We start from the raw sequence: 13,733 nt of genomic DNA on the forward strand, positions 1-13,733 counted from the left end.
CGGTCGCCAGGATGGACCCATGGCCTTCTCACCTCGTCTGGCCGCGCTGGCGGCCGTCGTCGCCGTCCCGCTCGGCATCGCCGCGACCAGTTACGCTATGACCGACAGTCCCGAGGCGCCCAAGGTGCCCCCCGGCATACAGCTCGACAGCTCGCCGAGCGATACGCGGAGCGGCACACCGGACGACCGACGGAGCACCGGACCCGCGGCTTCGCCCACCGGCACGCCGACGGGCCCGCCCACCGGCTCGCCCGGCGAGACACCTGGCGACGCCGTCGTACCCGGTCCTTCGGCCGCCGACGGTGACGACGACGATGACGACGACTTCGGTGATGACGGTTGACGTTCCGAGGATCTCCGCCCGGGTGCGGATCCTGCTCTGGCTGCTGGTGGTGATGACCATCGCCCTCGGGGCCGTGGCCGTCACCGTCCGCTCGATCCTCCACCGGGATGTGGAACACCGCACAAGCCAGTTGCTGTCCCAGGAGACCGGCGAGTTCGCCAACTTCGTGGAGCAGGGCGTCGACCCGGACACCGGCCGCGGTTTCGGCGACCCGCGCAAACTGCTCCAGACCTTTCTGCGGCGGCAGTACGCCGACCCCGACGAGGAACTGCTGGGTCTGCCCCGCTCGTCCGTCAGCGGACGCGACGTCATCCGGCAGCGCCGTGACTTCCCCGACCACATGGCCCTGTGGCGGGACGACCGGGCGCTGTCCCGGATCATCGCCTCCAAGGACTCCTCCGGCACACTGCACCGCTCGCAGGGAGAGCTGCGCTGGCCAAGGTCACCATCCGGCCGCTGGGTGACGATCCCCCCGGCGCGTTCGTCGTCGCCTTCCACGCGGACCGTGAGCGGGCCGTCGCCGACAAGACGTTCTGGACGCTGATCGTCCTGTCGGGCATGGCGCTGGTGCTGGTGAGCGGCATCGGCTGGGCCGTCGCCGGCCACATCCTGGCGCCCGTCCGCGTTGTACGGAAGACGGCCGCGGAGCTGACGGAGCGGGACCTCACCCGCCGTATCCCCGTGGAGGGGCGGGACGACATCGCGGCGCTCGCCGAGACGTTCAACGGCATGCTCGACCGGCTGGAGCAGGCGTTCGCCGCCCAGCGGGTGTTCGTGGACGACGCGGGCCACGAACTGCGCACCCCGATCACGATCGTGCGCGGGCATCTGGAGCTGATGGGCGACGACCCGGCCGACCGCGAGGAGACGATACGTCTGGTCACGGACGAACTCGACCGGATGAGCCGTATCGTCGAGGACCTGCTCCTGCTCGCGAAGGCCGAGCGGCCCGACTTCGTACGGCCCGAACCGGTCCAGCTCGCGGAGCTGACCGCGGACGTCTTCGTCAAGGCGCGGACGCTGGGGGAGCGGGAGTGGCTGCTCGACACGGTCGCCGACCGCGAGGCACCGCTGGACCCGCAGCGCATCACCCAGGCGATGGTCCAACTCGCCCAGAACGCCGTCCAGCACACGGTGCCCGGCCAGCGCATACGCGTCGGTTCGCAGACTCACGGTGACCGGATCGAGCTGTACGTCGCCGACAACGGCCCCGGGATCCCGCCGCAGGACGCCGAGGTGATCTTCGAGCGGTTCCGGCGCGGCACCGCCCGCCGGGGCGCCCGTACCAGCGGCGCCGGACTCGGACTGGCCATCGTCAAGGCGATCGCGGAAGGCCACCACGGCCGGGTCGAACTGCGCCGTACCGACGGCGGCGGCGCCACCTTCGTACTCATCCTGGAGACGGGCTCATGAATCGCATTCTGATCGCCGAGGACGAGGCGCGGATCGCCTCCTTCGTGGAGAAGGGCCTGCGGGCCAACGGCTTCACCACCGTCGTCGCCGACGACGGGGACTCCGCTCTGCACCACGCCGTGTCCGGCGGATTCGACCTGGTGCTTCTCGACATCGGTCTGCCGGGGCGGGACGGATTCACCGTCCTGCGGGAGATGCGCGAGGCCCGCGTCACGCTGCCCGTCATCGTTCTGACGGCCAGGGACTCCGTACGCGACACCGTGGCCGGACTCGAAGGCGGCGCCGACGACTGGATGACGAAACCCTTCCGCTTCGAGGAACTGCTGGCCAGGGTGCGGCTGCGGTTGCGCACCGCGGCGCGGGCGCCGGAGGTCACCATGCTGCGAAGCGGCAGCCTCAGCCTCGACCTGAGGACGCGGCGGGCACGGGCCGACGAGCGGACCGTGGACCTGACGGCGCGTGAGTTCGTGCTGCTGGAGATGTTCCTGCGCCACCCCGGCCAGGTGCTGTCGCGCGAACAGATCCTCTCCCACGTCTGGGGCTACGACTTCGACCCCGGCTCCAACATCGTGGACGTCTATGTCCGCGCCCTGCGGAGGAAGTTGGGCGCCGAGCGGCTGGAGACGATCCGGGGCATGGGCTACCGCATGCCCTGAACGGGCCTGTTGCCCACAAGGGCACCCGGGTACCGCCGCTGATGCGCCGCGACATGCCGAACACCCGACGTCACAGGGCGCGCCCCGCCCCGTCGGCGGTCGCCGCCGCGGGCGGAGTCGCCACGGGCGCCCGCCACCGCCGAGGACCGGCGACCGGACCGAGTCCGGTGCGACGACTCGACCACGATCCCGAGGCCGACCGGCGTCCGGAGGGCCTTCGCGGACCCGGTGCCGTGACTGAACGCCCGCCGGTGCGCGTCCGGGGCCGGCCCGCTCAGTCACGGCGCATCCGCTGGTCGGCGGGTGCGGCGGTCAGATGAAGCGTCTTTCACCCAAGGCTCATTCGGACCTCACGGCCCGCCCCCAGGCTGATCGTCGTGTCCCTCACTCTCCGACAGTCCGTCAGCCTCGGCGCCGTACTCGGCCTCTGCGTCCTGCTCGCCCTGCCCGGCGGACTCCTCTCCGGCCTCGGCGGCGACGCGCGGCTCACGCTCGTCGTCTTCACCCTCGCCACGTACACCTGGATCGCCACCTCGGTGGACGACACCTATGTCGCGCTCGGCGCCGGACTCGCGCTGACGGCGACCGGGGTGATCAGCAGCGAGACGCTCTTCGCCACCCTCGGTGACGAGACGGTGTGGCTGCTGATCTGCGCGTTCGTCCTGGCCGCCGCCGTCACCAAGACCGGACTCGCCGGCCGCGCCGCCGCGTTCCTGGTCGGCGGGGCAGGCACCGTACGGCAGTTGGTGCATCTGACCACCGCCGGTCTCGTCGTCACCGCCTTCGCCGTGCCCGCGACCTCCGGCCGCGCCGCCCTCGCCCTGCCGGTCTTCCTGGCGCTCGCCAAGGCGCTCGCCGACCGGACCCGGCTGGTGGTGATGCTGGCCCTCCTCTTCCCGACGGTGATCCTGCTCTCCGCCGTCGCCACGCTGATCGGCGCGGGCGCCCATCTGATCACCGTCGGGGTGCTGTGGGAGCAGACGGGGGAGGAGCTGAGCTTCGTCACCTGGCTGATCCTCGGGCTGCCGCTCGCCGTGGTCTCCTCCCATCTGGCCGCCGAACTGGTGCTCCTGACGACGACCCGGCGGGCCGACCGGACGGGACCCGTCCGGATCACCACCAAGGAGATCCAGGAGCACTCGGAGTCCCCGGTGGAGGGGCCGCTCACCCCGCCGGAGGCGCGGTGCCTCCTCCTGCTCGGCACCGTCGTGCTGCTGTGGTGCAGCGAACCGCTGCACGGGGTGTCGCCCGCGCTGGTCGCGCTCATCGGAGCCGTCGTCGCCGCCTCGCCGGCACTGGGCACCGTGGGCCTCAAGGACGGTCTGCGGACGGTGCCCTGGCCGCTGCTGCTGTTCATGGCCGCCACCATGGCGATGGGCATAGCACTCTCCGAATCGGGGGCGGCCGACTGGCTGGTGGGCTGGGTGCCCGGAGGTTCGGCGATGCCGCCGTGGATGTTCCTCGCCGGTGTGGTCGTGATCAGTACGGCGGCCCACCTGGCGCTCCAGTCCCGTTCCGCCAGGTCCTCCGTACTGGTCCCGCTGGTGGTCGCCGCCGCCCTGGCCGCCGGCGTCAACCCGGTCGCCGCCGCGTTCGCCTCGACCGCCGCCGCCGGCTTCTGCCACACACTGCCCGCCTCCGCCAAGCCCGTCGCGCTCTTCGCGGACCTGCCGGGCACACCCACGTACACCCCGCGCGATCTGCTGCGGCTCTCGGCCCTGCTCGCGCCCCTCACCGCGGCCCTCGTGCTGCTCTTCGCCCTCGCCGTCTGGCCACTGCTCGGCGTGCCCGTCCACCTGGAGACCCAGCCATGAGCTACCGCATCGTCATCGCCCCCAGTGGGTTCAAGGAGTCACTCTCCGCGGCTCAGGTGGCCGAGTCCATCGCCGAAGGCGTTCTGAGGGTGATCCCCGACGCCGACATCGATCTGATCCCGCTGGTCGACGGGGGAGAGGGTACGGCGGAGGCGCTGGCCCTCGCCAGCGGCGGCCGGCTGGTGCCGTGCACCGCGACCGGCCCGGTCGGGCTGCCCGTCCCCACCCACTTCGCCCTGCTCGGTGAGAGCGGCCCCGGCCCCGTCACCGCCGTCGTGGAGATGGCCGCGGTCGCCGGTCTCTCCCTCGTACCCGCCGATCTGCGCGATCCGGGCAGCACCACCACGTACGGCGTGGGCGAGCTGATCCGCGCCGCCCTGGACCGGGGTGCCCGGCGCGTACTCGTCGGCTGCGGGGACTCCGGCACATCGGACGGCGGCGCCGGGGCGCTCCAGGCGCTGGGCGCCCGGCTGACGGACCACCACGGCCGCGAACTCGCGCCGGGCGGCGCGGCGCTCGGGGAACTGGTCCGCGTCGACACGTCGGGGCTGGACCGGCGCCTCGCCGCCACGGAACTCCTCGTGGCCTGCAACCCCTTCAACGTGCTGTGCGGCGCGCAGGGCGTGGCGCGCGTGTTCGGCCCGCAGAAGGGCGCGAGTCCGGCCGATGTGGAGGTGCTGTCGGCGGCGCTGGAGCGCTGGGCGGCCGTCCTCACCCGCGATCTGTCCCCCCGGATCGATCTGCGGACGGCTCCCGGCACCGGCGCGTCCGGCGGACTGGGAGCCGGGCTGGCCGCCGTGGGGGCGCGGCTGCTGCCCCGCTTCGACGTCCTGCTCGACCGGCTCGACCTCGATGCCAGACTGGCGCGGGCCGATCTGGTGATCACGGCCGAGGGGGCGCTGGACCACCAGACCGTACGCGGCAAGATCCCCGCCGAGGTCGCGAGCAGGGCCCATGCCGCCGGAGTCCCGGTGTTCGTGCTCGCGGGCACGATCGGGCCGGGCGCGCACATGGTGCGGGCGATCGGCGTCGACGCGTACAGCGCGATCCTGCCCGCCCCGATGTCGCTGCCCGAAGCGATCGAGGGGAGCAGGGAGATCCTCGCCGATGCCACGGAACGCTCCCTGCGGATCGTCGCGCTGGGCACCCGGCTGGCCGTACGGGCGGCGTGAGCGGTTCCCGGACGGCCGGCCGCACCCGGCCGTGGGCCGGTCGTGCCACGCCCCGGCCGACGGTGGCGGGTGCCGGGCCGCCGGCGGTCAGCTGTCCTGAAGCACTCCGAGGACGTTGCCGTCGGGGTCGGTGAAGGTCGCCACCAGGCGGCCGCCACCGACGTCGTGCGCGGGCTCCTTCACCGTGGCACCCGCGGCGGTCACCTCGGCCAGCTTCGCCTCGATGTCCGCGACGTGCCAGTACGTCACCGGAGACGCCATGTCCCGCGGCCCACCGCGCGGCACCAGGCCGATGTGCTGGCCCGCCGCGTCGAATCCGACGTAGTAGGGCGCGTCGGCCACCGGCTCCACGCCGAGCAGGGCGGCATAGACGGCCTTGGCCTTCGCCAGGTCGGAGACGGGGTGCAGGACGGTCTTGATTCCCTGGGTGGACGAGTCGGTCATGGCGGGTCGCTCCTGAGGTCGAAAGGAATGGTCGCTTTTGGGGCACTCTGTCCGGTGATCCCCGTGTCGATCACGTTAGTCCGGCCCGCCCGGCGGGGCTTCTTCATTCCTGACCTGTCCGGCGCTCACCCGCCTGACCGGTCGGACCGCCGGACCAGGCCGCCGGAGACCGGCGTGGTGCCGAGGGCGCCGGCGCCGTCCTCGTGGCGCAGTACCCAGTCGTCCAGGTCGCGCGCTGCTTCCAGCGGCTCCTCCGCCAGATAGGCCCGCCACCAACTCGCCTCGCCACACGCCCCGTCGGACCCTTCCCTGAAGCAGACCTCGGCCACCGCGAACCGCGCCCGCGCGGCTTGTGCCGATACGCCGAGGGTGTCGCCGACGAGTTGCCAGTCGGCGCCGCCCACCCGCTCGAACACGGCGGCGGCTTCGAAGAGCCGCCGTGCCGCCGCGAGTACGCGCGCCGCGTCGGCCAGCGTCGAGCCCCCGGACCGGGCGGTGCCGTCCGGGCTCAGTTCGTGCGCGCCGATCGGAACGGCCGCGCGGGCGAGGTCGGCCAGTTCGTACGCGGCGAAGGCCACCTCCAGCCTGGCGCGCGACGCGTCCGTGTACGGCGCCCCCGGGTCGCCTTCCGCCATGTCGGTCAGCCTCGCAGGAAGTAGAGGACGGTCATGGAGACGGCGATGGTCAGGATGGTCCCGCGCAGCAGCCGGGCCGGGAGCCGGCGCGCGAGGTGGGCGCCGGCGAACCCGCCGATCACCGCGCCGACCAGCATGGCCACGAGCACGGCCGGAGTACGCAGGGCGTCCGACGCGAACAGGAACAGCACGGCCGCGCTGAGATTGAGGGCCGCGAGCTGCGCGATCCGCATCGGGTTGCCCGCCGCCGCGTCGAGACCGAGGCCGATGCTCCAGAAGGCCAGCATCATGATGCCTACGGCACCGCCGAAGTATCCGCCGTAGACGGCGACGAGGAACTGGGCGACCAGGACGGTGCGCGGGCTCAGGGCGACCGAGCCGTCGACCGCCGTGCGCCGGGTGCTCAGGGCGCGGGAGAGGGGGCGGCCGAAGGCGAGGAGCGCGGTGGCGAAAGCGAGCAGCCACGGCACCGCCGCGCTGAACGACGCCGACGGAAGCACCAGCAGCAGACCCGCGCCGAGCGCGCCGCCGATCACACTCGTCGTGGTCAGCGCCGGCGTGGACGTCCCCCCGACCGGAGCCAGTTCGCGCCGGTAGACCCAGGCGCCGGCCAGTGCCCCCGGCAGCAGCGCGACGGTCGACGACGCGTTGGCCGTCACCGGCGACAGCCCGGTCGCGACCAGGGCGGGCAGCGCCACGAACGTACCGCCGCCGCCCACGGCGTTCAGCGTTCCGGCGACGACGCCGACCAGCAGGACGCCGGCCAGCAGGACGAGCGATGTCTCTGGCACCCGTCGAGCATCGCTCCGTGCCCGGTGGACGCACAATGCGCCATTGCTGTACCCAGCCTAAGCCTGCGCCATAGGCTGAGACGCATGCGCTACGACTTGGACGACCTGCGGCTCTTCCTCGGCATCATGGCGGAAGGCTCGATCACGGGCGGCGCCCGCCGGACGCATCTGAGCCTGCCCTCGGCCAGTGCCAGGGTGCGCGCGCTGGAGCAGACCGCGGGTGTGGAACTCCTGATCCGCGGCCGGCGCGGCGTACGGCCCACTCCGGCGGGGACGACACTGGCCCGCCACGCGCGTGATGTCCTCGCCCAGACGGCGCGGCTCGAAGGCGCGGTCGCGAGCTACACCCGGTCCCCGGCCACCCCGCTGACCCTCTACTGCGGTGGCTCGGCCATTCAGGGATTCGTGCCGCGGGCACTCGTCTCGTTCCTCCGCGCGCACCCGGACGTCGATGTGAGGGTCTTCGAGAGCCGCACCCCACAGACCGTGCGCACGCTCGCCGACGGCGGCGCGGACCTGGGGATCGTCATCGACGACGAGGAGGCCCGCGACAGCGGCCTCACCATGCGGCCGCTCGGTGACGACTCCCTCGTCGTGGTCGGCCAGGCCGGTGGGATCCTCGCCGGACGCACCGGGCTGACGTACAGCGAGGTCGCCGAACACCCACTCGTCGGACTCGACGCGGACTCCTCGCTGCGGCGCTGGATCGAGAAGAACCTGGGCCCGCACGCGCCGGTGGTGCGCTACCGCACCACGGTCGCCGGGCTCAACATCCTCGTCGCTCTCGCCGCCGCCGGGGTGGGGCTCGCCGTCGTGCCGCGCCGCGCCGTCGACCCCGGCCGGGGACTCGACGTGTGCGAGCTGCTGGAGCCCTGGTCGCGGCGGCTCCACCTGCTGGCCTGGGGGGCGAAGGCGGACACCTCACCGACGGGCACGGCCACGGCCGCGCTCGCCGGCCATCTGCGGCGGGCGGCACTCTCCGAGCCCTCCTCCTACCCGGAGGAGACGATGGGAAAGGGCGCCTGACGGGCGGAGTCCGTCAGGCGCCCCGGTTCTCGACCGACGACGACCGGACCGGCTTCGGGGCCGGCGGCATCGTGGTGGAACACCCCGCCGCCGACGTCTCGGCGGTGAGAAGATCGTGGCTTCCCGGTGCGAGGTCCGTCAAGGGCTTTGAACGTTCCAACCGAGGCTTTTTAACGCTCCAACCGGCCTCCGCGTATGGCTAACTGACGGCACGTCATGAGATGTCATGAGACCGGGAGTTCTGTCGTGGTTGGGTGCGGTCGCTAAGGAGCGGGGTCCTTCAGGGAACGGGCGAAGCGGGAGAGCGTCCGGAAGTCGTCCTCGCGCAGACCGATCCGGGGATCGACATGGTGCAGCAGCCCGGGCCCTCGATGGTGGGCGCTCACGTACTCCTGGTCCAGGGGGCTCTGTTCGTCGTCCACCCAGGCGAAGGGGCGGCCGTCCGCGTGGTCGACCAGGGGGACGGTCTTCCAGTGGACTCCGTCGGGTCGCTCGCGGAACAAGGCGTCACCGAAGTCGACGAAGGGGAGTTCGGGCAGGCCGAGCACCGGGCCGATCCACCGGTTGGCGTCGTCCATCCATGTGGTGGCCCAGCACAGCTCGTAGCCGAGCCGCAGCAGGGCCCGCCCGTGGTCCGGGTTGAGCCAGACCCGAAGGGGGCGCAGCCGGGACGAGAGCCCTCGGGGTTCCTCGGACGGTCCGCGGTTCCAGGGCACTCGCAGGGTGGTGTAGCCGTCGGGACGCCTCTCGGGCTGAGCGGCGTACGGATTGAGCGGCCCGTCGACGTCGAGGAAGAGCAGTGGGCGGTGCACGGTCGAAAGCGTAGCCGTGCGGGTCACCCGGGAGCGGATACGAGTGCGGGCACGGCGGCGGGGCCACGGAGAGAAACCTCTCCGTGGCCCCGAGCCCGCCCGAGCGCCGGTCTAGAAGTAGTGCTTGCGCCCGCCGACCGCGCGGCCGGTCGCGCCGAGAATCCACAGGACCGCGCCGGCCACGACGAGTACGCCGCCGACCGTCGTCAGCAGGGAGACGCCGACGAGCATGCCGATGATGAGCAGAATGAGACCAAGGACGATCATGGCTGTTCCCTAACTTCTGGATGTTTGATGGCGTGCGGACCTCGCCTGCGCGGCGGCGCCGCCCCCGGGGCCCGCGAGCTCGTCAGCTCCGGCCGGGTGGCCCGTGAGCTCGTCAGCTCGGGCCGGGTGAGATCTGTGACGACCGCGTGAGCGTGGCCGCCGGTTCCTGTTCGTTCGGTGTTGGTTCGGTGTCGTTCGACCATCGTGTGCCCTGCCTTCGGCGACCAATGCATGCTCCGTCCATCTGCTCGCACGAGGGCGATATCCTCCGGTCCATGCCGACACCTGACCCTTCGGCCCATCGCGGCCTCCTCACCGAGCGCATCGCCCGTCAGCTGGAGCACGACATCCGGTCCGGGGACATCGCCGTCGGCACGAAGCTGCCCTCCGAGCGGGAGCTGTCCGCCCAGTTCGGGTCCAGCAGGAACGTCGTGCGCGAGGTGCTGCGGCGGCTGGAGGCCCAGCATCTGATCGAGGTGGCCCCCGGGCGGGGTTCCTTCGTACTGGAGCAGAGCTCCGGGCAGGCCCGGGGGTACGACGCCCTGTACCGGGCCGGCCGGCCCACGGTGCGGCAGCTCATCGAGGCCCGGCTGCCGCTGGAGGTCGAGACGGTGCGGCTCGCAACGGAGCGGGCGAGCGCCGAGGACGTCGAGATGATGCGGGCCGCCGTGAACGCGCTGGAGTCCGCGACCGACGTCGTCGTCAAGGCGCAGGCGGACATGGAGTTCCATGACGCCGTCGCGACCGCCAGCGGCAATCCCGTACTGCGGATCATGCTCTCCTCGATCAGCGGGATGATGTTCGAGATGATGCTCCGCTCGAACTCCGATCCCTCGATCGCCGAGCCCGGAGTCCCGCACCACCCCGAGATCTTCGAGGCGATCGAGGCCCGTGACGTCGAGCTGGCCTGCGAGCGGATGCGCGCCCACCTCATGCTCGGCCTGCGCACCTACGGTGCGGATCTCGACATCCCGGTCAATGTGATGGCCCAGCACCACATCGACGCGCTGCTGGCCGAGTCGGAGGGACGCCGGGGCGGCAACCGGTCCGAACCCTCCGCCGGCCCTCGCTAGGACGTGTCCGCGAAGTCCTGCCCGGCCCGCGACGCCTGGTGCGGCGGCCTCGCCGTGTTGTCGTACCCGGCCGAGTACGGCTGGGCCGGCCACAACGCTGGTCCTGCTGCGCCTTGGGGCGCTCCGCACCGGACGCCGCGAACCCTGGCCCTGCGGGCGGACGGCGCTACTTTGAAGACAGGCCCCTGGGCCGCGCCTGACACATCCCGCCTGGCCGGCGGCGGCCGGCACAGCGCTCCGCCGCGTTGTCGTCAGCCGGCCGAGTAGGCCCGGTATGTTTTTAGCGGGGTGAAGTAGAGCCGGTGGGGCGGTGGTTTTGGGAACCGCTGGTTCGGCGGTGTGAATGGGAGCCACCTGGTGTGATGGTGTGCGACATGCCGCCGATGGAGTAATCGAGGTTTTGGGCTGTTTGGCCGCTCACGCTGTGGTCGTTGATCACGGTCGTGTCAGGAGACCCGTGTGTACAGGTCGCGTGAGTGGATTTTTGAGCGGATCCGCCGGGACCGGCGTTTGGACCCTGCGGTGTCGGGGCGGGCGCTGGCCCTGCGGTACCGGGTGTCGCGGAACACGGTGGCGAAGGAGGGGCGCCGTCACCTGGAGGGGACGGCGCCGCAGGCCAAGCGGCCCGGTGAGGAGGCCGAGGTCGATTTCGCGGATGTGTGGCTGGACCTGGCCGGGCAGCGGCGCAAGTGTGTGTTGTTCACGCTGCGGATGTCGTACTCGGGCAAGGCTGTCCACCGGGTCTACGCCACGGCCTCGCAGGAGGCGTTCTTCGAGGGCCACGTTGAGGCGTTCGAGATGCTGGGTGGGGTGCCGGCGGTCCACATCCGGTATGACAACCTCAAGCCGGCGGTGAAGCTGGTGCTGTTCGGCCGCTCGCGCACGGAGTCGGCGCGGTGGGCGGCGTTCCGATCGTGGTACGGCTTCTCGGCGTTCTACTGCACGCCGGGTGGGGAAGGCGCCCATGAGAAGGGCGGGGTGGAGCACGAGGGCGGCCGGTTCCGCCGCAAGCATCTGGTCCCGCCGCCTCGGGTGGAGTCCCTGGCGGAGCTCAATGAGCGGCTGGCGGCCATCGACGCGGCCGAAGACGCCCGGCATGTCCACGGCCGGCCCACCTCGATCGGGTTCGACTTCGAGCAGGAACGGGAACTGCTGGGTGCGCTGTCAGTGGACGGCTACGACTGCGGGATCGACCTGACGCCGGTGGTGCACCGCAACGGCCGGGTCACGGTCCGGCAGTGCTACTACTCGGTGCCCGCGAAGTTCATCGGCACGAAGGTGCGGGTGAGGCACCGGCAAGTCGCACCTGCTGACCGGGGTGGGCACGGCGATCGCAGAAGCCGGTCTCACCGTCCGCTACACCACTACCTCAGCGCTGGTGAACGAGCTCGCCGAGGCAGACGCCGGGCGCCGTCTGTCCTCCGTGATCGCCCGGTACAGCAAAGTCGATCTTCTGTGTCTGGACGAGTTCGGCTACCTCAACCTGGACAAGAAGGGTGCGAAGCTGCTCTTCCAGATCTTCACAGAACGCGAGGAGTGCAAGGCGACCGCGGTGGCCACCAACTCCCCGTTCGCCGAGTGGGACAAGACCTTCGGCGACCCCAGGCTCTGCGCGGCCATCGCCGACCGGATCACCTTCCGCTGCACGCTCATCCAGACGGGCACCGACTTCTACCGCTTCCAGGCCACCGAAGCCGGCCGTCAGGCCACAACCACACGGTGATACCCGCTCTCCTCCCTTGCCGTCCTGAGCGGCTTCGAAAGGGAGCCGAGGCCAGTGGTGGACAGATGAAGGAAAAGGCGCCAGTGACTGAGCATGACATGACCGTCGAGGGGCTGCTGGCAGCGGTGGAACAGGCGCCACCAGTAGATTCCGTCGCAGTGGTCGCCCAGGCCCTTGCCAGGCAGATGGATGCCCGCGAGGTCCGCTTCTGGATCATCGACTTCACCGGCGACGTCCTGCTGTCGCTACCGGTGGCCGATGACACGGAAGGCGAAGGCGGGGAACAACACCACATCGACCTTCGCGGCACCCTCCACGAGCAGGTGATCCGCTCCCAGCAGCTGCACATCACCGAGACCCCCGAACCGGTGAGCGGATATCGGGTGCTGGCACCGGTGACCACCCAGGGAGATGCCATCGGCATCCTGGAAGTGACCACAACCATCGAGCTCAGCCCACGTCACAGCCACCAGATCGCGCAGGCCGCCCAAGCCCTGGCCTACGTCGTCACCTCCAACCGGCGCTTCACCGACCTCTACGAATGGGGCCGGCGCAGCATCCCGCCCACCCTGGCCGCTGAAATCCAGCACAACCTTCTCCCACAGGCTCTGTCCTGCGAAGCCGGGCCGGTCACTTTCGCCGGCGCCCTCCAGCCGACCCACGACATCTCCGGCGACACCTTCGACTACAGCCTGGACCGGCACACCCTGCACGTCTCCATCACCGATGCCGTGGGCCACCACACCTACGCCGCACTGCTGGCCACGCTCATCGTCGGCTCCCTGCGCAACACCCGGCGCGCCCGGGCCCCTCTGGCCGAGCAGGCCCGGGCAGCACACCAGGCCGTCCTGGACTACGGGCAAGACGCCACCGTCACCGGCCAACTCCTGAACATCAACCTGTCCACCGGCCACGCCCTGTTCGTCAACGCCGGCCACCCCTGGCCACTGCGACTGCGCAACGGCCGGGTCAGTGAGATCCAACCGGAAGTGGACCTGCCCTTCGGCGCACCCTGGGACGGCCACTACCGCGTGCAGAACCTGGACCTGACCCCCGGAGACCGACTGGTGCTGATCACCGACGGAATGACCGAACGCAACACCACCGCCCTGGACCTACCCGCCCGCATCAAAGCCGACGCCGCCCTACACCCCCGCGAAGCCGTCCGCTCCCTCATGCGCGCCCTCCACCAAGCCACCGAAGGAAACCTGCTGGACGACGCCACCGTCATCTGCCTGGACTGGCACGGCACCAGCTCCAGCCAGCACACCAGCACGACCAGCGCCCACACCTCCCCAAACCACCACTGACGCACACCAACACGAACACCACCCCAGCCCGCTCCCAGCACACAGAGTCGGGCCCCCTGGCACGCGCCTGTCAGGGACACGAACCAAAGGGCCCGGGGACCACAAGGTATCGAGACCGACGACCACGCCAACGCGAACACGCTCGCCCGCGTCCTCACAGACAGACATCACCCGATAGGGGTGGCTCCCCATCCCGCCGCCGATCATGATCCGCGGTGCTGTCCATCTCGTGCACAAACGCAGCAACCTGGCTC

General features: G+C 71.1%; 12 protein-coding genes and 2 pseudogenes. 9 read left to right on the top strand and 5 right to left on the bottom strand.

The window, feature by feature from the left end:
• The first annotated feature begins 19 nt into the window (after nt 1-19).
• The 5 genes and pseudogenes from GXP76_RS28060 (at nt 20) to GXP76_RS28080 (ending at nt 5,398) form a co-directional block, all read left to right on the top strand.
• Nucleotides 20-343, top strand: coding sequence for a small hydrophilic protein (locus GXP76_RS28060; RefSeq protein WP_242574413.1), 324 nt, complete (start codon nt 20-22; stop codon nt 341-343).
• Nucleotides 315-1,756: pseudogene (locus GXP76_RS28065) on the top strand (sensor histidine kinase). The gene GXP76_RS28060 and the pseudogene GXP76_RS28065 overlap by 29 nt, the downstream one beginning before the upstream one ends.
• Nucleotides 1,753-2,412 (top strand): response regulator transcription factor, encoded by a 660-nt coding sequence (locus GXP76_RS28070; protein ID WP_078073629.1) that lies wholly within the window; start codon nt 1,753-1,755, stop codon nt 2,410-2,412. The pseudogene GXP76_RS28065 and the gene GXP76_RS28070 overlap by 4 nt, the downstream one beginning before the upstream one ends.
• Before the next feature lie 377 nt (nt 2,413-2,789).
• Nucleotides 2,790-4,226 (top strand): SLC13 family permease, encoded by a 1,437-nt coding sequence (locus GXP76_RS28075; protein WP_242574414.1) that lies wholly within the window; start codon nt 2,790-2,792, stop codon nt 4,224-4,226.
• Nucleotides 4,223-5,398 carry a glycerate kinase gene (locus GXP76_RS28080; RefSeq protein WP_242574415.1) on the top strand — a complete coding sequence of 392 codons (1,176 nt, stop codon included), beginning with the start codon at nt 4,223-4,225 and terminating at the stop codon, nt 5,396-5,398. The genes GXP76_RS28075 and GXP76_RS28080 overlap by 4 nt, the downstream gene beginning before the upstream one ends.
• An 87-nt stretch (nt 5,399-5,485) precedes the next feature.
• Here the strand turns inward: GXP76_RS28080 and GXP76_RS28085 are convergent, their stop codons facing one another.
• The 3 genes from GXP76_RS28085 to GXP76_RS28095 all read right to left on the bottom strand — a co-directional run bounded on the left by GXP76_RS28085 (nt 5,486) and on the right by GXP76_RS28095 (nt 7,268).
• Nucleotides 5,486-5,842: a VOC family protein gene (locus tag GXP76_RS28085; RefSeq protein WP_242574416.1), complete on the bottom strand. Its 357-nt coding sequence runs from the start codon at nt 5,840-5,842 to the stop codon at nt 5,486-5,488.
• A 125-nt stretch (nt 5,843-5,967) separates the two neighbouring features.
• The gene (locus GXP76_RS28090; protein ID WP_242574417.1) at nt 5,968-6,477 is read right to left on the bottom strand and encodes a hypothetical protein; all 510 of its coding nucleotides are present in this window, start codon (nt 6,475-6,477) and stop codon (nt 5,968-5,970) included.
• Nucleotides 6,478-6,482: 5 nt separating this feature from the next.
• Nucleotides 6,483-7,268, bottom strand: coding sequence for a sulfite exporter TauE/SafE family protein (locus tag GXP76_RS28095; RefSeq protein WP_242574418.1), 786 nt, complete (start codon nt 7,266-7,268; stop codon nt 6,483-6,485).
• 84 nt (nt 7,269-7,352) lie between these two features.
• On the opposite strand from GXP76_RS28095, the gene GXP76_RS28100 reads away from it, so the two are divergent.
• Complete coding sequence (locus tag GXP76_RS28100) at nt 7,353-8,294, top strand: LysR family transcriptional regulator (protein WP_242574419.1); 942 nt, start codon at nt 7,353-7,355, stop codon at nt 8,292-8,294.
• A gap of 263 nt (nt 8,295-8,557) precedes the next feature.
• Here the strand turns inward: GXP76_RS28100 and GXP76_RS28105 are convergent, their stop codons facing one another.
• Both GXP76_RS28105 and GXP76_RS28110 read right to left on the bottom strand, forming a co-directional pair.
• The gene (locus GXP76_RS28105; protein WP_242574420.1) at nt 8,558-9,106 is read right to left on the bottom strand and encodes a hypothetical protein; all 549 of its coding nucleotides are present in this window, start codon (nt 9,104-9,106) and stop codon (nt 8,558-8,560) included.
• Nucleotides 9,107-9,217: 111 nt separating this feature from the next.
• Entirely contained in the window at nt 9,218-9,373 is a 156-nt protein-coding gene (locus GXP76_RS28110) for a hypothetical protein (RefSeq protein ID WP_242574421.1), read from the bottom strand.
• Between the two features lie 275 nt (nt 9,374-9,648).
• Between GXP76_RS28110 and GXP76_RS28115 the strand changes: the two genes are divergently transcribed.
• From GXP76_RS28115 to GXP76_RS28125, 3 genes and pseudogenes are all read left to right on the top strand, one after another.
• Complete coding sequence (locus GXP76_RS28115) at nt 9,649-10,446, top strand: FadR/GntR family transcriptional regulator (RefSeq protein WP_242574422.1); 798 nt, start codon at nt 9,649-9,651, stop codon at nt 10,444-10,446.
• A gap of 1,300 nt (nt 10,447-11,746) precedes the next feature.
• A pseudogene (locus GXP76_RS28120) lies at nt 11,747-12,169 on the top strand (ATP-binding protein); the annotation flags it as partial.
• A gap of 98 nt (nt 12,170-12,267) precedes the next feature.
• Entirely contained in the window at nt 12,268-13,479 is a 1,212-nt protein-coding gene (locus GXP76_RS28125) for a PP2C family protein-serine/threonine phosphatase (RefSeq protein WP_242574423.1), read from the top strand.
• The last annotated feature ends 254 nt before the right edge of the window (nt 13,480-13,733 follow it).

The organism is Streptomyces sp. NP-1717 (assembly GCF_022695985.1).
Taxonomy (GTDB): domain Bacteria; phylum Actinomycetota; class Actinomycetes; order Streptomycetales; family Streptomycetaceae; genus Streptomyces.